Here is a 21,307-nt window from a genome sequence, read left to right as displayed (position 1 = left end):
TCAATAAAGAACTGCAGTTTTTGAGTCAGTTAGACTCATCAGGAGTATCTCAGTGTTCAACTCTTCATTACGTAAAAGCCTAGAAGTGAGCGAAAGTAAACGCCAAGAGGCGGAGTCGATCATCGACTCGATTAAGCACAGTATTGCCACAGTAGAATTTACGCCTGATGGTTTAATTCTCGATGCTAATGCGTTGTTTTTAAAAACGGTAGGTTATTCACTTAATGAAGTCGTAGGCCAACATCACAAGCTATTTTGCTCGGCGGCTTATGGTAATTCTGCTACCTACCAGCAATTTTGGAGCAATCTAAAAGCAGGTCATCCACAGGAAGGTAATTTTGCACGAGTGAATAAAAATGGCCAAGAGATCTGGCTTAGAGCCATTTACTTCCCAATCAAACAGGCAGGTAAAGTCGTTAAAATAATGAAAACAGCTGTTGATATCACCGAAGATAAGCACCAACTTGACGACCAAGCGGCCATTTTTAATGCCTTGAATCGCTCGCAAGCCATTATTGAATTCACTACCGATGGCACGATTTTGAAAGCCAATACTAACTTCTTAAAGACAATGGGCTTTAGCAAAGAGCAGATTATTGGTAAACACCATCGTATTTTCTGTTTTGATGAGTTTTATCGACAAAATCCACACTTTTGGGACGACCTAAAGCAAGGTCGATATAGCAGCGGTCTCTTTGAACGTAAAAATGCTTATGGCGATTCGATTTGGTTAGAAGCGGCATACAATCCTATTATGGATGAGCAAGGTAAAGTGGTTAAAGTGATTAAATTTGCGAGCGATATCAGCAAACGGATCGAGCAAAGCCACGCTGTACGTGAAGCCGCCAATATTGCACTGACCACGTCACAACGTACCGTCGAGCAAGCAGAACAAGGCGTACATTTACTCAATGCGACGGTAAATACCTCTAATGCTATTGCCGAGCAAACCCATAAAGCGACCTTGGCGATAACTCAACTCAATGAACAATCTCAAAGTATTCAAGCGATAGTCGCGACCATTAGCTCGATTGCCGATCAAACTAATTTACTGGCATTAAATGCCGCAATTGAGGCCGCACGAGCGGGGGAACAAGGCCGAGGTTTTGCCGTTGTCGCCGATGAAGTGAGGCAGCTTGCTTCCAGAACCAGTAAATCAACCAGTGAAATTGCCGCCGTAGTCACTAAAAATACCCAGCTCACCACAAGTGCAACAGACATGATGAACGAAGTTGAAGGTATCGCACAGGAAGGGAAACAACAGTTAGCCGAGGTAACTTTGGTGATGGGAGAAATACGCAACGGGGCAGAAAACGTCTCACAAATCGTCTCTCAACTTTCAATCAACGGTCATTAATCCCCTCGCATTTCATCACGCAAGGATTGCATGGCGTTTTATCTATCGATAAAACGCCATGCAATTGTTCCGTCAATCAATAATCAGTTTTACTACCTTCATAGGTGGCGCACATTTGCTGCGCCAGCGCCTCGTCGTAAGGGCGTAAGCCACTCATGACTAAGGTTTTGATACCTGTGCCGACTAAAGTATCGCCACTGTGTAATTCAAAGTGCAGTGTCACATCGCCACGTTTACCATCGATTTTTAAATCTTGGTCAACGAGTGATAAGGTCACTTGCACAAAATCGAGGGTGGTTAAATCAAACGACATGCTTTCGTAAATCACTAAAGGTCGGTCTGGGTTGATCATCACTTGATGTTGTTTCATCAAAGGGATCAGGATATCGATAAAATTATGCCCAGAGAAAGCAACATATTGACGAATAAAGGATTCTGTCTGCGCATCGCAACAACTTACATCGCCTTGACGGCTCACATTAAGATAGGTTTTTTCGCGGCCATCGCGAATTGAAAAACTCTCGCTCACTTGTTCCGGGAATTGCAGTTCGACACTCGCGCCCACCATACCCGCAAAGCTAAATTTCATGCTCTGACTCAGGCCATATTGAGTCAATACTAGGGCAAACAGTAAATCTCCCGGCACGCAAAAGCGTTTTGCGCCCACATTGTGTATGGGATTAAAGTCCTGCGCAATTTTCTTCGCGAAGTCGCTGGCTTGTTGTGCTGAAACGGAAATGGCTTGATTTTGCTCGGAAAAATAAGGCGCTAGAAACATATAAACTCTATTTGTAATAACTCAATACAAGGATGGATAACAAAATTATCACGAGTCTACCTTAAATTAGGTATTTAACTCACCCGATGACTTGATCCCACGGAAGATGTACAAAGTAACACCCTGCCCACATTTGTAAAGCCAAACAAATTACAAGGGTATTAACTTAGGTTAACAGGCTAGCGCCTTCCATTGAACAAGGAACAAATAGTTAGACTTGTTTAAATTCACGCTTCAATTGAAAACTATCGTCAGTGACTAGCTGCTCTAGCACTTCGACACGCTGACGCAAGGTAGCTAACTCGGCCCGCAAGGCTTGATTTTCGGCCTCTTGCTCACGACTCGACACACCTTGCTTGTCGCGGATTTTCATAATCGCGACCACATATCCGCCAACAATGGCGAGTATCGGGATAAGTAAAGCGAGGGCTCCAGTATTCATAGTCATTTCCTTTATTTAGTGGCGTTATTGTTATCAGGCTAAAAACTCAGGCTTATTTCGACTCTAGACATCAATCAAAGTCAGAGTATGGGAATGAGTATGCGCAAAATAACCCTAATCCACCAGTGACAAAAGTCATGAGGTTTGGCTAAGGTGCATCATTCCTTATCGAAGCTATCCACCACAATGGCGCCCATAGAGGCTGGCATAGTGATGACGATAATCCGTTTTATCGAGGTCAGCGGATCTTCAAAAAAAGGCACTTTATCGAGGCACAGCAGGACGAGGAAAACCACCAGCGCGGTGAGCAAATACGCCACTACGATGCGGAAAATAAACACAGGGACTCTGGCACTAATATTTTGCTGGAACACACTGTGGTAAGTAAAAACCCCTAGAAATAACAGCGATAAACTAAAGAGCATGGCGAGATTGAGCACAGGCAAGGTTTCGCCGAGATGCCAAGCTTCCTCTGAAAATGCCACGGGCACCGCCAGCGCAAATGCCCCCACGCAAACTTGGCTCGCATCTTCGGTATTAAAACTAAAGGTCATGCTCATCGCTCCTTAATATTCCAATCCATTTGATTAGCCGAAAATGACGTGCGGCTAAGAGACGCTACATTGGGGCTTATTCCTGCGGTTTAAGTGCGATACAGCACTTTAACCACATGCCAGCCAAACTTAGTTTTCACTATATGTGGCACCAGTAATTCACCTGAAAATGCAACCTTATCGAACTGTGGCACCATTTGGCCTTTTTTGAACTCGCCTAAATCGCCACCTTTTTTGGCCGAAGGGCAAGAGGAAAAACGCTTAGCGAGCACAGCAAAATTAGCACCATTATTCAGCTGCTTAACAATATCCTCAGCCTGTTCTTTGTGTTTCACTAAAATATGCACAGCGGCAGCGGTTTTAAACATGTCATTTCTCACTTTGGATTAACGTCCCGTGCAAAGGGAAGATTGGCGCCCCGAGTTTGCCCTCGATCACACCACTTCCATCGGCACAGGTTCTACTGACTAAAAGGTTTTATATCCAACGCATAAGTGCGTTATTGGCCCATTATCGACCCTATTAACCTAGAAAATTTTCTGCCACCACTGCAAAGGGTCGCCGCAGTTATTCACTGGACGATAGGTCGCAGCTAATGCCGGAAGCGCATCGACATTGCTGCAAGTGGATTCCTTAGCCACACCTGTATCTCGGTCAAAAAAGCCCTTCACTACGCCGTTCACTGGAATTGAGCGCAGACTAATAGGTGGACGTTCCTTTAAGAAGGCAAGATATACGGCCATGGCGCCACTGCTACCATACAAACTGGTTTTGCCGTTATCGTCACGACCAACCCAAATGGCGGCGACATTACGCTCATCAAAGCCCGCAAACCAAGAGTCGCGGCTGTCGTTACTGGTGCCAGTCTTACCCGCAAGTCCAACGCCAGGGAAAGCATTACCTAAACGCGTCGCCGTTCCCGTATTCACCACTTGCTGCATAGCAAATTGAATTAAGAAATCTGTCTCAGGTGCTATAGCTTGCTCTTTAGGCAATCGCGTCACTGGCAATGGGTTCTTATCAGAATCTAGCACAGCGGTCACTGTGGTTAACTTACGGTAAACACCGCTATCAGCTAAGGTTTGGTACACTTGCGCTACCATTAATGGCGAGCCATTGACGGCGCCGAGTAACATGGAGGGATACTCGTTTAACGGCTCCTGCCAACCCGATTTAGCCAATGTTGTGGCGACCGCATCCACACCCACAGCAATTCCAAGATTTACCGTCGGTACGTTCATCGACTTTTTCAATGCCGTTAACAAAGGCACCTGACCACTGAACTTCTTATCAAAGTTTTGTGGTGACCATGTCTTACCTTGCTCGCTTTTTAAGGTAATAGGTTGATCTTTAAGAGGAGTCGCTAAGGTAAATTGGCTATTAGGTGCCAAAGCCGTAGCATACACAAAAGGCTTAATTAACGAGCCAATAGGACGACGAATTTCAACTGCGCGGTTAAAGCCATCAAATCCTGGGGTTTTATCGCCGACCATAGCCGCGATACCGCCCGTGTATTTGTCGGTCACGACCATACCAATCTGCAATGATTTATTGCTCTTATCTAAGCTCTTGAGGGTTTGAGTCACCGCAATTTCGGCGGCTTCTTGGGCCATAGGATCAAGCGTGGTATAGATTTTCACCCCAGATTGCTTCAATAGCGCATCGCCATAACGCTCGTTCACTTCCTGTTTTACCAAGGCGAAGAAAGAAGGTAATTTTTGATGTGCTGGTTTATTCAGATTACGGATCCCTAAGGGTGACTCTACCGCCACCTTGTACTCCGCCGTGGTTAAATCCCCCGCATCCATTAACAAGCGCAATACCAGATCACGGCGTTCTTGAATACGATCCGGATATTTCCATGGATTGTAGTAAGACGGTCCCTTAATCGCAGCCACTAAGAATGCCTGCTGGGAGATAGTCAACTCACTGATAGGACGGCCGAAATAGAAACGTGAGGCCAACCCCATACCATGGACGGCGCGGGATTTATCCTGCCCCATATACACTTCGTTAAGATACGCTTCGAGGATTTCGTCTTTGCTGTAACGAAAATCAATAATGACCGCCATTAAGGCTTCGCGAACCTTACGCAGCAAGGAACGCTCACTCGAAAGGAAAAAGTTTTTCGCTAACTGCTGAGTTAACGTCGAGCCACCTTGCACAGTGCGACCGGCGCTGATGTTCACAAAAGCCGCGCGCGCAATCGCGAAGGGATTCACACCATGGTGTTCATAAAAACTACGATCTTCCACCAGCAGTAACGCCTGCACAATCGACTTCGGCATTTCTTCGGTCGGCACAAACAGCCTGTCTTCACCATCGCCAGTAATAATGCGGTCGAGCAATACAGGCTCAAGGTGGAATATGGCGAGTTGACGCTTGTCTGAGACTCGAGTGACCGAACTGATGCCATTGCTGTCAAAGCTGATCATGACTCTTTGTTCGACTTGATCGCCTTCTGGATGCAAAAACGGCCGACGCCACAATTCAATACGAGTGCTCGATGCCGAAAACTCTCCCACTTGGCGTGGGTTAGCGACTTTGCGATAGCCGAGCAACTTAAGCTCAGCCATCATTTGCGGATGGCTGACTGCCGCACCGGGGTACAGCGCCATAGAACGACTAAACACCTGCGCTGGCAAATGCCATTTTTGGCCTTCAAATTTTTGCGCAATAATTTGATCAAGATAAATGCTGTAGAAAGTCACTACAGCTAATCCAGCCAAGCCTAATTTCCAACTGATAGACCAAATTCGTCGAAATAAACCGCGGCCATGATTAGCCCGACGGGAAGCGGGTGATTTTTTTGTCGTCTTAGTTGTCATATCTACTTCATCATTCATGCATTTAAAGACATCAGCCATAGGCACAAAGCTAACGTGGTGCGAATCAAAGTGTTTCATAACAAAATGTTATAAAACCATCGGCGTGGTGCTAGGGCTGAGCTAAACCCAAGGTTTTCTTCTTGGTAAATTTTGTCGGCAGTGTATTCACAGGATCGTCTGGCCACAGATGTTTTGGATATCGACCGCGCATTTCCTTTTTCACTTCCACATAAGGTCCCTGCCAAAAACTGGCTAAATCCGCCGTCAAAGCCAATGGGCGCTGGGCCGGAGAGAGTAATTCCATCGTCACCTTTAGTTTACCCTGCGCCAACATAGGACTCTGCGCCATGCCAAAGGTTTCTTGCAGACGTACACGCAGTAGCGCACGCCCAGACTCGTCGTATGCTATTGGCGCAGAGGTACCGGTGACTAACGGCCAGGAAGTTGGCAATAACTCGTCAAGTCGCTGTTTCTGCTGCCAGCTCAAACAGTTTGCCACAAAACCAAAGCAATCGAGCTTAACTAATTGCGGCAGATTATTCACATTTTCGAGGTAAGGCGCCAGCCAAGTTTCTAGGCTCGCTAATAATGCTTCATCATCAACCTTGGGCCAGTCACTGCCCACGTCAAACTCAGTTGCCAGTTTGAGCCTGTATTGAAACTGTTCTAAGTTAGCGTTCCAATTGAGGATTTGTAATCCTTGCTGGCGAATATAGCCCAGTAAGGCCGCGACAATTTGCTTACGTTCAGGCTTAGCAATCGTCTCGGTTTTTACTAAAATTTGTCCGACCTTGTATTGGCGCTGCGCAATCACTCGACCTTTAGCTTCATCCCAGCCACAAATCTCATGAATGTCCAGCAAACCTTTTAGCTCGCCGTCGAACAAGCTTGGCTGAAGCTGACTCGCTAAGTAAATCCGCCCAGCGTTTCTGCCTTCAGTTTCTTGAAAATCCGCCACCACCATCCACGGCGTTTGCGCCAATGCATCATCGGCTGTGAGCACGACGCCAGTACCATTGGCTAATTGGTAGCCCTCAACACCGCGGGCTTTAGCGATACGATCCGGATAAGCAAGTGCTAATAATAACCCCACATCGCTGTGGTGTGCATGGGTCGCTATCTTAGACAAATCCGCCGCTAATCCTAGCTTTTTCTGCCACTGTTTTGCCTGTTGCCCAGCTTGTCCATGACAGGCAAAGTGTAGGTAATTCATGATATCGGCGCCCTTTTTAGGCAAACCGCGCGCCTCTAAAACCCCCGACAACAAGCAGGCCAAACTGCCCAATTGCGTTGCTTGTTCGTTAGCATTATTGACTCCCCCATTGTTTGCGCCCAAACTTTTTGTGCCCAATAACATATGAGCAAGCCTTGGGTGACACCCTAGCTCGTAGGCCGCTTTACCGTGGGGAGTGAGTTTATTTTGAGCATCGACCATGCCTAAATCTTGTAACAGTTTCCACGCCAGCGCCTCATGCACACTTGGTGGCGGCGTTAACAACATCAAGTCGCTAAAAGATTTTGCGCCCCAGTAAGCACAATCATGGGCCATAGCCACCAGATCCGCTTGGCTGATCTCGGGTTCATCGGCCCTGAGCATGCGGCCATGTTCTTCTTGGCTCCACAGGCGAACACACACACCCGCTAATAAACGCCCGGCGCGACCACTACGCTGAGTTGCCGAAGCTTGGCTTATACGTTTCAAGCCTAAGCGGGTGACGCCGGTTTTAGGGTTAAAACTCGCTTGTCGTTTATAGCCACTGTCGATAACAAACCCTATATCTTCAATGGTTAAGCTCGATTCCGCCACGTTAGTGGCTAGCACAATTTTACGCCGGCCATCTATAGTTGCAGCAATCGCGCTATCTTGCTCAGCACCCGAAAGTTCACCATAAAGAGGGCAAATCAAAAAGGCATCGTCCGCTAAGCGCTCGCGCAAAAACTGCTGTAATCGTAAGATCTCCCCTTTACCGGGTAAAAACACGAGCACGGCATTATTGGCAGCCGTTTTATCAACACTGGCACTGCTGCTGGCCGAGACCAGTTCGAGCACGCAGCGGCCGAGGTGATCGATCCAATGCTGCTGAGTTGGCACAGGGCGATATTCGATGTCGACAGGAAAACTCCGGCCTTCGCTGTGCAAGGTCACCGCTTCTGGCATGAGTTCAGCTAAGGCAAGAGCAGATAGCGTCGCTGACATAGCTAATATCTTTAAATCGTCCCGCAGTGAAGCTTGCACTTCGAGCGCTAGGGCAAGACCTAAATCTGTTGTGAGGTGACGTTCATGAATTTCATCGAAGATGATCATTCCAATCCCAGTTAACTCGGGATCTTGTTGGATCATTCGCGTCAGTATGCCTTCGGTGACAATTTCTAAACGGGTATTGGCGCTGATTTTAGCTTCACCACGGACGCGATAGCCGACTTCTTGTCCCACCTTTTGCTGGCGACAGCTGGCAATATAGTGCGCCACACTACGCGCCGCGACACGCCGCGGTTCGAGCATTAAAATGCGTCCGCTGATTTCTGACCAATCCAACATAGCCAAAGGTAACGCCGTTGATTTACCCGCACCTGTCGGTGCCTCGAGGATCACTTGAGCGTGACGAGAAAAAGCCGCGCGCAGCGGTGCTAATAAGCTATGAATAGGTAGAGAGTTCAAGAAAAAGACATCAGCGGCCAACACAGGGCGTCAGTGTACTAACAATCGGCTTTGAGTACCATTTCGCAGCAAACATTATCAAGTCAGTGCTGACATACGTAACCGCTCAAGGCTGCCATGCCCAAGATTACAGCTGTGGATAGGGAGCAAAAATCTCACGCTTTTCGAGCCAAGGTTGACTGAGCCCTGACTGTAGTTCAGCTAAGCGTATCGGTTTATTGATGGCGTAACCTTGAGCATAGTCGACGCCTAAGGCTTGCAATTTCCAACCTATTTCTTGGGATTCGACAAATTCAGCAACCACATCAAACCCCATATCTTGACCAAGTTGGCAGATGGATTTTACGATCGCCTGATCCGCAGAGTCTTCGCAAATATTGACGACAAATTGGCCATCAACCTTTACAAAATCCACATTGAGGCGCTTAAGGTAAGCAAAGCTAGAAAAGCCTGCACCAAAGTCATCGAGGGCTAATTTACAATTGAGCGGACGAAGTATCTCGAGTAACTTTGTAGCTTGATCGAGCTGACTCACAGCCGCGGTTTCTGTGATCTCGATGCAAAGCTTATCCACCAGCTCAGGTTCGGCCATCAAACGCATTTCTAGCCAATTCATAAACTCATGGTCGCCCAAAGAGGTTGCCGACAGATTCACAGACACTAGATCCAATTGCTGCCAAATATCTAAATGACTGCCACCCCACTTGAGCAAATTATCGATCACCCAAAGATCAACCTTAGAAGCCAAGTTGTATCGCTCGGCGGCGGGTAAGAAGATAGCAGGAGACACTATAGTGCCGTTAGTCTGCACCATACGCAGTAGGATCTCTAAATGTAAACCAGTTTCCTCGCGGTTTAACGGCACTATGCTTTGAAAATAAAGCTCGAATTGGTTTAATGCGAGTGCGCCGACGATATCTACAGAGGCCATCATCTCGGTGTAGAGACGGTTCATTTTAGGATCGCTCGCACTGTATAAATGCCAGCCATTTCGGCCTTGATCCTTCGCCAATCGACAAGCAGCGTCAGCTTGACTCATGACGGTATAAATATCGGCGGATTTTTTATCTAGCCTAGCAATCCCCATACTGACACTGACATTGTGACTACGACTTTCCCAAATAAACTCATGATTTGCTAACTGGGTACAAATCCGCTTAGCAATCTGTTTCGCAGAGTCCACATTGCAGTAATGCATCAGGATACCAAACTCATCGCCCCCTAAACGGGCAACAATATCGCCTTTACGTACGAGCTGTTTCAAACGTAATGCGACTTGGCAAAGCAGCTTATCGCCCGCCTTATGGCCACTGATATTGTTAATGACTTGGAATTGGTCTAAATCGAGAAATGCCACGCAAATAGGCATATCGTCGTGGGCATGTAGTAGGTTTTCTAATAGGGCTTCGAAATGTAGCCGATTAGGTAAACCCGTAAGTGCATCATAATTGGCATGGAAGGATAACTCATCGGCTAAGCGGTACTTTTCACTGACATCTTCGGCAATCATGACTAAAGTATCTTTATCGCCGCTAATCTGGCTAAAACTCAGTTTCAACCAAGTTAATTGATGAATTGATTTTAAAGGTAATTCACACCAAGCTTGGCCGAGCACGCCTTCTCGTACCACATGTAAGGTATCGGTTAGCATGGCGTGCTCTTCCTCACGCACCATGTCGAATAAATCATAGCCATGTTGAATTGGCAGGGTTTGCAGAGCGACTTTATTCAGCATAGTCAATTGATCATGCTTATCTAACAAGGCGCAGGCTAAGGGCAACTGGTTGAATACTTCACAGTATTTATGTTCACTGGCAAGCATGCTTAAAGCAATACGCGTCAATTCCATCGCAGAGCCAATCATCACAGCGGCGTGATTAAACTCACTTATAAACTCTTCGCTCCATTCACAACATTCGGAGCAATTAACGGCCCCCAAGGCAATACGAGTTTCGCCAAACACGACTGGCGGCAATACTAATAGACTCTTGACGTCCCAATCCCTTAATAAAGCCCGCTCAGCCTGAGCATCGGCAGGTAAGGTATTCACATCAGCCAGATTTAATAGACGCGGAGTACGGACAAGAGAGCGAAAAAATGGCATTCGTGCCAAGGGCCAGACTCGGGTTTGTTGGCCTTGGGCAAATTGAGGTTTTAAATACAGATTACGCGTGCGTAAACGATCCAGTGACTGGCTTCCGGTTAATACAAATACCCCGTCACAATGCAGTTGCAAAGTAATAGTCTCAAGCGCTCTGTCAACATTCTGCTCTAAGGTTTCTAGCGGGGATTCACTAAAAATACTGACCAAAGCCTGTTGGAGTGGATTAGCTAAACCTACTGACATGAAAAGTCTCTTCCTTACCTAAAAATCCATTTAAGGTATTATCGACGTGCATTAAGTATAGGCTCACAGTAAATTAAACGTCTGCTTGAGTCACAAATTAGCTGATAAATTCAACAGCTAGATTAACGCTCAAATGCGCTTAACGTCAAAGTGTTCGCTGAGATAATCCATATTAAGCGCTCCAAAAGGATGATAAACCGATGCAACAAAGGCTATTTCTCGGCTTCGCTCCCACAGATAGTCAAAGGGTATATCTAAGTGAATTGCAGCAGCAATTGATATGCCACCTTAATCCAGAGGCGAAAGCGGTGAGTGTCAGCAATCTGCATTTAACACTCTGCTTTATGGGTCAAGCTAACAACGAGCAAAAAATCGCCCTCCTTGATGCGGTTGACCGCTTAGTGAAACCAAGATTTAGCGTTCGGCTTAACCAGCTCGATGTATGGCCCAATGCGCAAGTATCTTGCTTGAAAGGCGATGATATTGAGCCGCCGTTAGCGCAATTAGCTAAACAGACGCAAGAAATTGCCGACCTACTGCAATTACATCGGAGTGAGCACAGCTTTTGCCCGCACATCAGTTTATTTAGAAAAGCAAAACAATGGACACTAGATGAGTCGGCTTTATTGCAACTCAAAGGTATGAATACGCTGACGTTAACGCCCGATAATTTGCATTTATATCATTCAAAAAGCACAAGCACGGGTGTCGAATATCACATTCTGGATTCTTGGACACTCGGTTAACCTTAATCAAAAACAAAAAGCCCGAGTATCCACTCAGGCTTTATTTTTAAACTTATGAATCAATACTAAAATAAAAATAGCAGTTAACTAGAGAGCGATGATGAAGAAATACCTATTCGAGTAAACGTAAGGTTTCGCGATAGGCACGCTTTTGCTCGTAGGTTTGTAACCGCAGCATAAACTCATCAGTCTTAGTCATTTCAGCATTCATTTTCAACGCTTCGATCGCTTTCTGCTGCGTCGAAATAGCAGCACCAAAATCGCCTAACTCCGCATAAGCCGCGGCTAAATTATCAAGATTTGTAGGATCGTTTTCATTCACTTTGAGTAATTTTAAGGACAACTCGACCGCTTTATTGCCATCACGATATTCTGCTTCGGGACAAGTTGCTAAAATCCACGCCACATTGCCCAAAGCAACATCATCACCCACTTGGGAAAATTGCTCGACCGCTTTACCGCAGTTGCGCTGCACACCGTCACCGCCAGACGCATAAATAAAGCCTAAACGGAATTGAGCCCAACGACTGCCCTGCTCACTCAACGCTTTATACCAATGCTCAGCGACTGACAAGTCACGCTTGATCAATTGGCCTTCAAATGACAGATCCGCTAAGGTTTGCTGCGCTTTTTCATGCTGTTGTTCGGCGGCAAGTGAGATCCAGTGCAATCCAGTCGGCACTTCTTGCGACACAAAACGTCCAGAGAGATACATTAATCCCAGCAAAAATTGAGCATCGGCATCACCTTGCTCTGCCGTCACCTGAATATGCACAAACTTACTGGCCGCAAGTTCAGCTGCTGGCTGCGGGATAGAAAATGCGTGCGCCGCAGAGCTCAGCCCTATTGTTAAGCTTAAACCTGCACCTAAAACCCATAATCTGTATTTCACTTGCTTACCTCTCTTAAAAACAACTGCCCTCAAAGTTAGCCAGAATTAACCCCATAAGTCGAGCCTAAATACACACAAACCTCAGGATAATGGGGGAAGCTAAGCCAAATGGAATGTCAAATTTAAAAAGTGAAACATGTTATTGTGTAATTTAGTGGCATATTTTATTCATAATCTATAATAAAACTGCTGAAATAGACTGGTAAGATGTGATTAACTCGACAGAGTTAAGTGAATCCAGCGAGTTTCATATCGATTTAGTTGACTTAAATCACTAAAGTAGCAAAATAAGCTCTAATTTTAGATGGTTAATTGCATTTATTCACTTATTCTAAACTAAGACTTCCATCAAGTTTTTGTGAGTTTAATTGACGTAAAATGCTTATTTAGAATACTCTTACTTTCGTTTTAATCAATCGAGGAACACCAACATGGCTCTGATTGGTAAGCCAAAACCTGATCCAACTTTGGAATGGTTTTTATCACACTGTCACATTCATAAGTACCCTGCAAAGAGCACTCTTATCCATGCTGGTGAAGACTCAGATACCCTTTATTACATAGTAAAAGGTTCTGTAGCGGTATTGATTAAAGATGAAGAAGGTAAGGAGATGATCCTTTCTTATCTGAATCAAGGTGACTTTATCGGTGAACTAGGTTTGTTTGAAGAACAAGCCGAACGTACCGCTTGGGTTCGTGCTAAGCAAGCTTGTGAAATCGCTGAGATTTCATATAAGAAATTCAGACAGTTAATTCAAGTTAACCCTGAAATTCTGATGAAGCTGTCTGCGCAAATGGCCTATCGCCTACAAAGTACCAGCCAGAAAGTGGGTAACCTTGCATTCTTAGACGTTGCAGGCCGTATTGCTCAAACTCTATTACATCTGGCTAAACAACCTGATGCTATGACACACCCTGATGGCATGCAGATTAAGATCACTCGTCAAGAGATAGGCCAAATCGTTGGCTGTTCACGGGAAACTGTGGGTCGTATCTTGAAGATGTTAGAAGAACAGAATTTGATCCAAGCTCATGGTAAGACAATCGTGGTATACGGTACCCGTTAAGTTAGTCTTCAGCTTGATTTAAGCCTGCCTTATTAAAGTGGCCTAGAATAAATTCTAGGCCATTTTTTATTGGGGAGCTCAAATGAAACGGCTGTTTTTAATCTGTTTTTTCAGCCTATTCACGCTGGTGCATCCAATAATCTTGCATGCCGAACCTATTGAATTAGAACATTATCAAGCCAAGGCGTTAGTTAACTCTGGGCAAATATTGTCCTTAAACGGTACACTCGCCGTAGTAAACCAATTTTGCCAAGGTGAACTAATTGATGCTCATCTCTATCAAGAAGATCATAAATGGCGCTATGATTTGCAAATCAAAGTTCAGCGTGGCCAAATCGTTAATCTCAGTATTGATGCAACAAATGGTCAAGCCGATCAATCAATAGCACTACCGAGCGAATGTCGAAAACATGAAACTGTTACTCGTTGAAGATAACCCAATGCTAGTCACCGAGCTGGAGAAACAACTCAAACTCGCTGGCTATGTAACCGATATTACAGACAAAGCGCTTGAAGCCGATTATCTGATCAAAGAAACCCAATACGATTGCGTAATCTTAGACATAGGTTTGCCCGATGGCAACGGCCTCGAACTGCTCGAAGGCTGGCGAAATCAAGGGATCAGCACTCCAGTCATCATGCTGACTGCCCGCAGCCAATGGCATGAAAAAGTAGAAGGTTTTAATGCTGGCGCCGACGATTACTTAGGTAAACCTTTCCACGCCCAGGAATTATTGGCCCGAATCCAAGCTTTAATCCACCGTGCACATGGTCGTCTAAACACCTCAAGTAAACAATTGAGTTATGGTGGCGTGGTTTTAGATGAAGCAGAGCAAACAGTAAAAGTGGCCGAGCAGCTGTATGAACTCACAGCAATGGAATTCAGGCTGTTAAAAATCTTCCTCATGTCACCTAAGAAGCTGTTATCTAAGACGCAGCTAACCGATAAGCTCTATCAGTTTGACGATGAAAAAGAGAGTAATGTGGTCGAGGTTTATGTCACACATCTACGCAAGAAACTGGGTAAAACCACGATCGAAACCCGTCGCGGCCAAGGTTACATCTTCCACGGCATTATTGAATGATCTCGATCCGCACTAAGCTCAGTTTATGGTTAACTGGCTTACTCGTGTTAGGTACTGTGATTGGACTGATACTGTTTGAGTCCATGCTACGTCAGGCCTTCCACGACTCTATTATCAATCGCTTAGAAGAAGATCTCGAACATATCATGCTGGCAACCCATATCCACGATGGGGAGATCAGCATAGATCAAAGCCAGCTTTCCAGTTTCTACAAGCCCGCCTATTCAGGCCGTTATTTTCAGCTTAACCTGCCAAATGAAGTGATTCGCTCACGCTCCCTGTGGGATATGCAGTTAGATATCGAGCCACTGGCACCGAATCAAACCCGCGTCTGGCAAGCTAAAGGGCCAAAAAATAACGATATGCAGTTGTTATCACTGGGATTAAATTCCAGCAGTGCCAATGTCAGCGCCACCTTAACCGTTGCGCAAGATTTGAGTATCGGTAGACGCGTGTTTAGCGAAGTTTATGGCACTAAGCTTGGTGTCAATCTGGCGATGTTAGTTGCTATGATCGCGGGGATATTCTTGATCCTACGTCAATCCTTTAAGCCAGTTAAGCACATACAGCACGCGCTTTCTCGGCTAAGACAAGGGGAAATTAACGCGCTGGAGCTCAATAATATTCCTCCCGAAGTACAACCATTAGCAAAAACCTATAATGAACTACTTGAGTACACAGCCAAGCAAATTGAACGTAGCCGCAATAACTTAGGTAATTTGAGCCATGGGCTCAAAACGCCTCTTGCCGTGATGCAGCAACAGGTTGAAGCTCTTGGCCTCAAAGATCCTGAAACTGCCATTGCCCTGCAGCAACAACTTGATTCGATTCACAAGATGGTCGAGCGTAAACTGGCTGCCGCGAGGATCACTGGCGACATGCTCCCCGCAGCGCAATTGGTGATCCCTAGGGATTTACATAGCCTAGCCAACACGCTAAATAAGGTTCACCGCAATAAATCCATTGAATGTGATTTCGAACTCGATCCCAATATTCTCAGACTGCCTATTCACAGGGAAGATGGCATGGAGCTCTTAGGCAACCTGCTAGACAACGCCTTTAAATGGGCCCAGAGCCGAGTCAGCATTCAGCTATCGCGTCAACAAGAGCGTCTCTGCCTTTGTATTGATGATGATGGTCCAGGGGTTGCTGATGATGAGCTAGATAAGCTCACACAAAGAGGAACAAGGCTTGATGAGTCTGTGATGGGTCACGGTTTAGGATTATCAATAGTGAAAGAAATTGCCGAGCAATACGAGATTGAGCTGCAGTTTAATCACAGCACTCGCTTAGGTGGATTGAGGATCGAGCTGACATTTAGCTAGCCCCAGGTTATGCCAATCGTATTAAATACCTTGTTTGAAATATCCATAAAAAACGCCATCGAATTGATGGCGTTTTTTTTATGCAGAAAGCAATTTGAGGACGTTAGGCTTTATTCACATTGGTGCTTTCAAAAATCTTATCGGCAGATGCCGCCACAAAGCCTGTGTAGAGCTCGCCATTAGCCATAGGATAACGTAGCGCAAACTCATAAAAACAGCTTGGGATTTCCACTGTCGCGTCAGTAAATTCAACACCAATCTTATCAGCCATAGTCGAAGACTGTTCTAACAAGACTTCTGGCGAACCTTTGATCTCGCCACCTGAACTATTGAGCACAAAGCCCGCTTGCTTCAGAGCTTCATTCACTGACTCTAAAGTCTCAAAACCATCGAGGTGATTGATAGACACAGTGAAATGGTTAGCGCGATAACCAAAAGCCGCTACCCAAGCTGCATATTCACTCTCAGTTAATAAGTCCTGATAGGTTTTAGCATCTAAAGACCAATGACGGCCTGAGTAAATAAAGTTGTCCGCCGTTGTCGCTGCAGCATCCACTTGGGCGATTAAGCCTTGAATAGTTTTTTGCAACGCAGGGCTAAATTCTTCAACCAACAGCTCAGAGATAAACACTTTAGGCTGAGTCGAATCTGGATGTTCAAAATGCTTAGCGATCAGTTTTTTCTGTTCAAACTTATAATCACCGCAAGGTACATAACCTAACGAAGTGAAATGCTTAGCTAGCACGTCCAAATTCACCTTAGCGATATTGAAAGTACGCAGGGCAATATGGTCGTTGATGATCGGCTTACCATGACCCAACAACGCGTGCACTTTTGCCGCAGAAGGGGTCATTTGAATATAGTCTTGCCACAGAGCGGCAAATAACGCGTTGATGTCGGTATGCATAAAAACTCCTTTTATTGTGCTGCGGTTATTGCTGTTATTTTGCCGCGAACACTAAATGTAACGACCTAAATGCCACTGTTGTAGCGTCACACATACCCACAGTAGAAACTCAAGTAACGTTACTGCTTGTTATTAAAAAGGAAGAACATTAGTCCTTCCTCCTCTTTCCCACATATTCTTTACCGCATAAAAGTCAAATCTCTACCCGCTTACAAGCTCAAACCTGGGCTTAATGTCGCGGGTAAACTCACGGCATCAGCCTCGACCGAAGCGACCGGATAAGCACAGTAATCGGCGGCATAGAAAGCACTCGCTCTGTGGTTACCCGAAGCCCCTACGCCACCAAAAGGTGCCGCGCCAGATGCGCCAGTGATTTGTTTGTTCCAGTTAACAATGCCTGCACGAATACGCGCGAGGAAATAGTCATAATCTTCACGGCTATCGGCAAGTAATCCCGCAGACAAGCCGTAACGCGTTTGGTTAGCCAATTTGATCGCTTGATCGAAATCACTGTAACGCACTAGCTGCAGTAGAGGTCCAAAGTATTCTTCATCCGGCAATGCATCGATCGCTGTCACATCGATAAGGCCAGGAGACACTAAGCCTGTACCCGCTTCTAGATGGGTCAACTCGACCAAAGACACACCGCCTAAGTTCAGCAAATTCGCCTGCGCCGCAACCATACCCTTAGCGGCTGTTTCAGAAATCATTGAGCCCATAAAAGGTTGTGGCTGCGCATTCCAAGGACCGACTTTAATCTGTTTAACCGCATCGACTAACATGGCAATCAGCGCATCGCCCTGCTCGCCTTGCTCGACATATAAACGGCGCGCACAAGTACAACGTTGGCCAGATGAAATATAAGCCGACTGCAAAATATCGTGCACTGCGGCCTTAATATCCTGCACACCTTTAATGATCAGTGGGTTATTGCCCCCCATCTCAAGTGCTAAAATCTTGCCTGGATGACCGGCATATTGTTGATGTAAAAAATGACCTGTGCGTGAGCTGCCGGTAAAGAACAGACCATCGAGCTGCGGGTGAGAAGCCAGTGCTTTACCCGTATCCACCTCACCTTGGACTAAGTTGAGCACGCCAGCAGGCAGACCCGCTTTATCCCATAGGCTGACCATCAACTCGGCGACTTTAGGCGTGAGCTCTGAAGGTTTGAAAATCACGGTATTCCCCGCCAACAGCGCAGGCACTATGTGGCCGTTCGGCAAATGACCAGGGAAGTTGTAAGGACCGAACACCGCCACAACACCGTGGGGCTTATGGCGGATAACCGCACGTCCTGATGGCGTATCATTGGCTTCTGTGCCCGTACGTTTATTGTAAGCCGCAGCCGATAAAGCAATTTTGCCTATCATGGCGCCGACTTCAGTCGCGGTTTCCCACTGAGGTTTACCGGTTTCTTGGGCAATCGTTTCTGCCAGTTCCGCTTTATTGGCTTCGAGTTGGCTGCGATACGCTTCAACTATGGCTAAACGCGCATCAAAACCTAACATAAACCAATCAAACTGTGCGGCGCGCGCGGCATCAACGGCGGCATTAACTTGTTCTGCAGTGGCCGTTTTACCGGTCCAAATAGATTGTGCATTGGCAGGGTTAATTGAGGTCACGTCATGACCTTTGCCAGCATGCCACTGGCCTTGAATATAATGTGTCATTGATTATTCCTACATTGCCAAAATACGGATTTGATCGCCTTTTGCGAGTAGCAAACCCGCGGCCAGCTCAGGGCTAATGATAATATGTTCGGATTTGTCGTCCACGGCCAATGCGGCAGACGTCGCTCGGTAATTGGCTAATTGGGTATTTGAGATAATAAATTGAGTGTCGGCTTCGACCATGTCACCAATATCGACGGTTAATAAACGGCTTTCACGCACGCCGCGAATGTCCGATAAACGACACTCAACCGTTGGACCACCATCAAAAATATCCACATAACCGCGGCATCTAAAACCTTCGGCCTGCAGCAGACTTAATGCAGGACGGGTATTGGTATGCACTTCGCCAATCACTTTCTGCGCTTCTTCCGGCAACAGACAAACGTAGACAGGATTTCGTGGCATCATTTCGGCCATAAATGCCTTTTTACCTAAGCCAGAAAGATAATCCGCCTGAATAAAATCTATGCCCAAAAAGTGTTTTTGCAACCAACCATAAAAAGGTGAATGCCCCTCGGCGTCGCTTACACCGCGCATTTCGGCAATCACAGTTTCGCCAAAACGCTTCGCATGTTGAGCTAAAAACAGAAATCGACTGCGGGATAACATGCGGCCATTGTTGCCCTTGCGATATGCTTCACGCAAAAACAGCGTACACATCTCAGCAGCGCCAGTGTAGTCATGGCAAAGGGTGAGTGTTTCGACCTCGTTACGCACGTCAATTTGCTCAGAATGATAGACTTCGGTACCGAGTCGATAATGGTAGAACGCATCTTCCATTCCCACCGCCGCTTCGATGGCGCACGTTCCCACCACTTCACGGGTATCGGTATCTTCCAGCACCATTAGATAACCTTCATCGAAGGGAGTCTCTACGGCTTTGACGAATGAGGCTTCTGCTCGAGCAATTTTATGTCTGAGCAGATCCGCATTCACAGGTAATGACGTAAAACCATGACCAGACTCTTCGGCAATTTGATATAAGGCCTCAAAATCACCAGCCTGAATAGGACGTATGATTAACATCTTAGTGTCTCCTCACTTTGGCTTACCGTGCATCAAGGCACCTCTCTTCAAAAAGACAGGCAGTGATGCAGGTAAGTATTCCCTGACAAAAAAGGAGTGCGAATAAATTCAGCACTCCTTTGGTCATTTAGGCGGCAGCTATGCTCGCCACAGCACGTTCAAAACGAGCTAGACCTTCAGCAATATCTGCCTCAGGGATCACCAGAGAAGGAGCAAAACGCACCACGTTAGCACCCGCCATCAGGCTCATTAAGCCTTCAGCGACAGAGGCCACCAAAAAGTCGCGTGAACGACCTTGGTATTGTTCATTAAGAACGGCCCCTAAGAGTAAACCTTTACCGCGTACTTCTGAAAAAACATGATATTTTTCATTGATTTTGTTCAAACCATCACGCAATAACTGCTCGCGATGTTTTACGCCATCTAACACTTCAGGTGTGTTCACTACATCTAATACAGCATTACCGATAGCGCAGGCTAACGGGTTACCACCGTAGGTAGAACCGTGAGTGCCCACTTTTAAATGCTCGGCAATTTCAGCGGTTGTCAGCATAGCTGCAATAGGGAAACCACCACCGAGCGCTTTAGCTGTGGTTAAGATGTCAGGCACGATTTCAGTACCCATGTAAGCGTACAGTTCACCAGTACGGCCCACACCCGTTTGGACTTCATCAAAAATGACTAGTGCATTGTGCTTATTAGCCAATTCACGCACGGCTTTTAGGAATGCAGGATCGGCATCAATAATACCGCCCTCGCCTTGCAGCGGCTCAAGCATGATGGCGCAAGTCTTGTCCGTCACTGCGGCTTCTAAGGCGGCAACATCGTTAAATGGCAGGTGAGTAATGCTCTGCGGCTTAGGACCAAAACCATCGGAATAGGCAGCTTGTCCACCTACACTGACGGTGAAGAATGTACGGCCGTGGAAAGCTTTATCGAACGCTATGATTTCATCTTTCTCAACGCCATGTTTTTCTAAGGCATAACGACGGGCAAGTTTTAATGCGGCTTCGTTGGCTTCGGCGCCAGAGTTGGCAAAATACACTTTGTCGGCAAACGTGCTATTAACTAATTTAGTCGCTAATGCTAAGGCTGGCTCATTCGTCATTACGTTTGACAGATGCCATAATTTTTCACCTTGTGTCTTTAGGGCATTCACAAGGGCAGGATGACAGTGACCTAAGCAATTTACCGCAATACCGCCAGCAAAATCGATAAACTCGTTGCCCTCTTGGTCCCAAACTCGGCTTCCTTCGCCACGAACAGGGATCACGGCAGCAGGCGCATAATTAGGCACCATCACTGCGTCAAACTGGGCACGGTCCAACTTCATATCAACGCTCATTCTTCTTCGTCCTTTGTGTTTGTTTAACGGCGCCTTGCACCGTCAGAGTCCCATAGGTATCTTTATCTAGAGTTAGTGATACTGGGATTGCTTGTGTCTATTAATAACCATTATTAGCGAAAATGTGATCAAAATACCAGTTTTTCACAAACATCAATCCACGCACTTCCATCCAAAGTGCATAAAGATTGCAGTTTAAGAACTATACAAGCGGTTAAGCCCATGGCTTGCAGCATAATTAGTCAGAAAAAAAGTTATTTGCCCCTCATTTTGCTA

Annotated in this window: 18 protein-coding genes; 6 read left to right on the top strand and 12 right to left on the bottom strand. The window is 46.1% G+C overall.

What is annotated here, in order from left to right; genetic code table 11:
• The first annotated feature begins 52 nt into the window (after positions 1 to 52).
• Positions 53 to 1,357 carry a PAS domain-containing methyl-accepting chemotaxis protein gene (locus tag L5L77_RS22715; RefSeq protein ID WP_317629702.1) on the top strand — a complete coding sequence of 435 codons (1,305 nt, stop codon included), beginning with the start codon at positions 53 to 55 and terminating at the stop codon, positions 1,355 to 1,357.
• Positions 1,358 to 1,433: 76 nt separating this feature from the next.
• Here the strand turns inward: L5L77_RS22715 and L5L77_RS04450 are convergent, their stop codons facing one another.
• The 7 genes from L5L77_RS04450 to L5L77_RS04420 form a co-directional block, all read right to left on the bottom strand.
• Entirely contained in the window at positions 1,434 to 2,135 is a 702-nt protein-coding gene (locus tag L5L77_RS04450; RefSeq protein WP_263139755.1) for a DUF3581 domain-containing protein, read from the bottom strand.
• A gap of 211 nt (positions 2,136 to 2,346) precedes the next feature.
• On the bottom strand, positions 2,347 to 2,577 hold the full coding sequence (locus L5L77_RS04445) for a hypothetical protein (protein WP_006080092.1): 231 nt from the start codon (positions 2,575 to 2,577) through the stop codon (positions 2,347 to 2,349).
• A 158-nt stretch (positions 2,578 to 2,735) separates the two neighbouring features.
• On the bottom strand, positions 2,736 to 3,131 hold the full coding sequence (locus L5L77_RS04440; RefSeq protein WP_006080091.1) for a DUF2391 family protein: 396 nt from the start codon (positions 3,129 to 3,131) through the stop codon (positions 2,736 to 2,738).
• 89 nt (positions 3,132 to 3,220) lie between these two features.
• Entirely contained in the window at positions 3,221 to 3,499 is a 279-nt protein-coding gene (locus L5L77_RS04435; RefSeq protein WP_006084190.1) for a peptidylprolyl isomerase, read from the bottom strand.
• Positions 3,500 to 3,658: 159 nt separating this feature from the next.
• Positions 3,659 to 5,977, bottom strand: coding sequence for a penicillin-binding protein 1B (gene mrcB, locus L5L77_RS04430; RefSeq protein WP_198572030.1), 2,319 nt, complete (start codon positions 5,975 to 5,977; stop codon positions 3,659 to 3,661).
• 91 nt (positions 5,978 to 6,068) lie between these two features.
• Positions 6,069 to 8,642 (bottom strand): ATP-dependent helicase HrpB, encoded by a 2,574-nt coding sequence (gene hrpB, locus L5L77_RS04425; RefSeq protein ID WP_263184496.1) that lies wholly within the window; start codon positions 8,640 to 8,642, stop codon positions 6,069 to 6,071.
• Positions 8,643 to 8,745: 103 nt separating this feature from the next.
• Entirely contained in the window at positions 8,746 to 10,965 is a 2,220-nt protein-coding gene (locus L5L77_RS04420) for a putative bifunctional diguanylate cyclase/phosphodiesterase (RefSeq protein WP_263184498.1), read from the bottom strand.
• 200 nt (positions 10,966 to 11,165) lie between these two features.
• Here L5L77_RS04420 and thpR point away from each other — a divergent pair, with 200 nt between their 5' ends.
• Entirely contained in the window at positions 11,166 to 11,711 is a 546-nt protein-coding gene (gene thpR / locus L5L77_RS04415; RefSeq protein WP_198571946.1) for an RNA 2',3'-cyclic phosphodiesterase, read from the top strand.
• Between the two features lie 112 nt (positions 11,712 to 11,823).
• Here thpR and L5L77_RS04410 read toward each other — a convergent pair whose 3' ends face one another.
• Complete coding sequence (locus L5L77_RS04410; protein WP_105250260.1) at positions 11,824 to 12,603, bottom strand: tetratricopeptide repeat protein; 780 nt, start codon at positions 12,601 to 12,603, stop codon at positions 11,824 to 11,826.
• Between the two features lie 431 nt (positions 12,604 to 13,034).
• Between L5L77_RS04410 and crp the strand changes: the two genes are divergently transcribed.
• From crp to L5L77_RS04390, 4 genes are all read left to right on the top strand, one after another.
• Positions 13,035 to 13,670, top strand: coding sequence for a cAMP-activated global transcriptional regulator CRP (crp, locus tag L5L77_RS04405; protein ID WP_006080082.1), 636 nt, complete (start codon positions 13,035 to 13,037; stop codon positions 13,668 to 13,670).
• Positions 13,671 to 13,752: 82 nt separating this feature from the next.
• Positions 13,753 to 14,100: a PepSY domain-containing protein gene (locus L5L77_RS04400; protein ID WP_105250261.1), complete on the top strand. Its 348-nt coding sequence runs from the start codon at positions 13,753 to 13,755 to the stop codon at positions 14,098 to 14,100.
• A complete protein-coding gene (locus L5L77_RS04395) occupies positions 14,081 to 14,755 on the top strand; it encodes a response regulator transcription factor (RefSeq protein WP_131523983.1) in 675 nt (224 codons plus the stop codon). The genes L5L77_RS04400 and L5L77_RS04395 overlap by 20 nt, the downstream gene beginning before the upstream one ends.
• Entirely contained in the window at positions 14,752 to 16,080 is a 1,329-nt protein-coding gene (locus L5L77_RS04390) for an ATP-binding protein (RefSeq protein ID WP_131523982.1), read from the top strand. The genes L5L77_RS04395 and L5L77_RS04390 overlap by 4 nt, the downstream gene beginning before the upstream one ends.
• A 103-nt stretch (positions 16,081 to 16,183) precedes the next feature.
• Here the strand turns inward: L5L77_RS04390 and L5L77_RS04385 are convergent, their stop codons facing one another.
• From L5L77_RS04385 to L5L77_RS04370, 4 genes are all read right to left on the bottom strand, one after another.
• Positions 16,184 to 16,987, bottom strand: a complete 804-nt coding sequence (locus L5L77_RS04385; protein WP_212599655.1) for a DUF1338 domain-containing protein — start codon at positions 16,985 to 16,987, stop codon at positions 16,184 to 16,186.
• Positions 16,988 to 17,196: 209 nt separating this feature from the next.
• On the bottom strand, positions 17,197 to 18,657 hold the full coding sequence (gene astD, locus L5L77_RS04380) for a succinylglutamate-semialdehyde dehydrogenase (RefSeq protein WP_263184500.1): 1,461 nt from the start codon (positions 18,655 to 18,657) through the stop codon (positions 17,197 to 17,199).
• 9 nt (positions 18,658 to 18,666) lie between these two features.
• The gene (astA, locus tag L5L77_RS04375; RefSeq protein ID WP_105250266.1) at positions 18,667 to 19,686 is read right to left on the bottom strand and encodes an arginine N-succinyltransferase; all 1,020 of its coding nucleotides are present in this window, start codon (positions 19,684 to 19,686) and stop codon (positions 18,667 to 18,669) included.
• A 127-nt stretch (positions 19,687 to 19,813) separates the two neighbouring features.
• Entirely contained in the window at positions 19,814 to 21,031 is a 1,218-nt protein-coding gene (locus tag L5L77_RS04370; RefSeq protein ID WP_105250267.1) for an aspartate aminotransferase family protein, read from the bottom strand.
• Positions 21,032 to 21,307: the final 276 nt, after the last annotated feature.

This window comes from Shewanella sp. SM29 (genome assembly GCF_025654245.1).
Classification (GTDB): domain Bacteria; phylum Pseudomonadota; class Gammaproteobacteria; order Enterobacterales; family Shewanellaceae; genus Shewanella; species Shewanella oncorhynchi.
The sequence above is the reverse complement of the archived record's forward strand: the minus strand, read 5'-3'. Positions and strand labels throughout refer to the sequence as shown.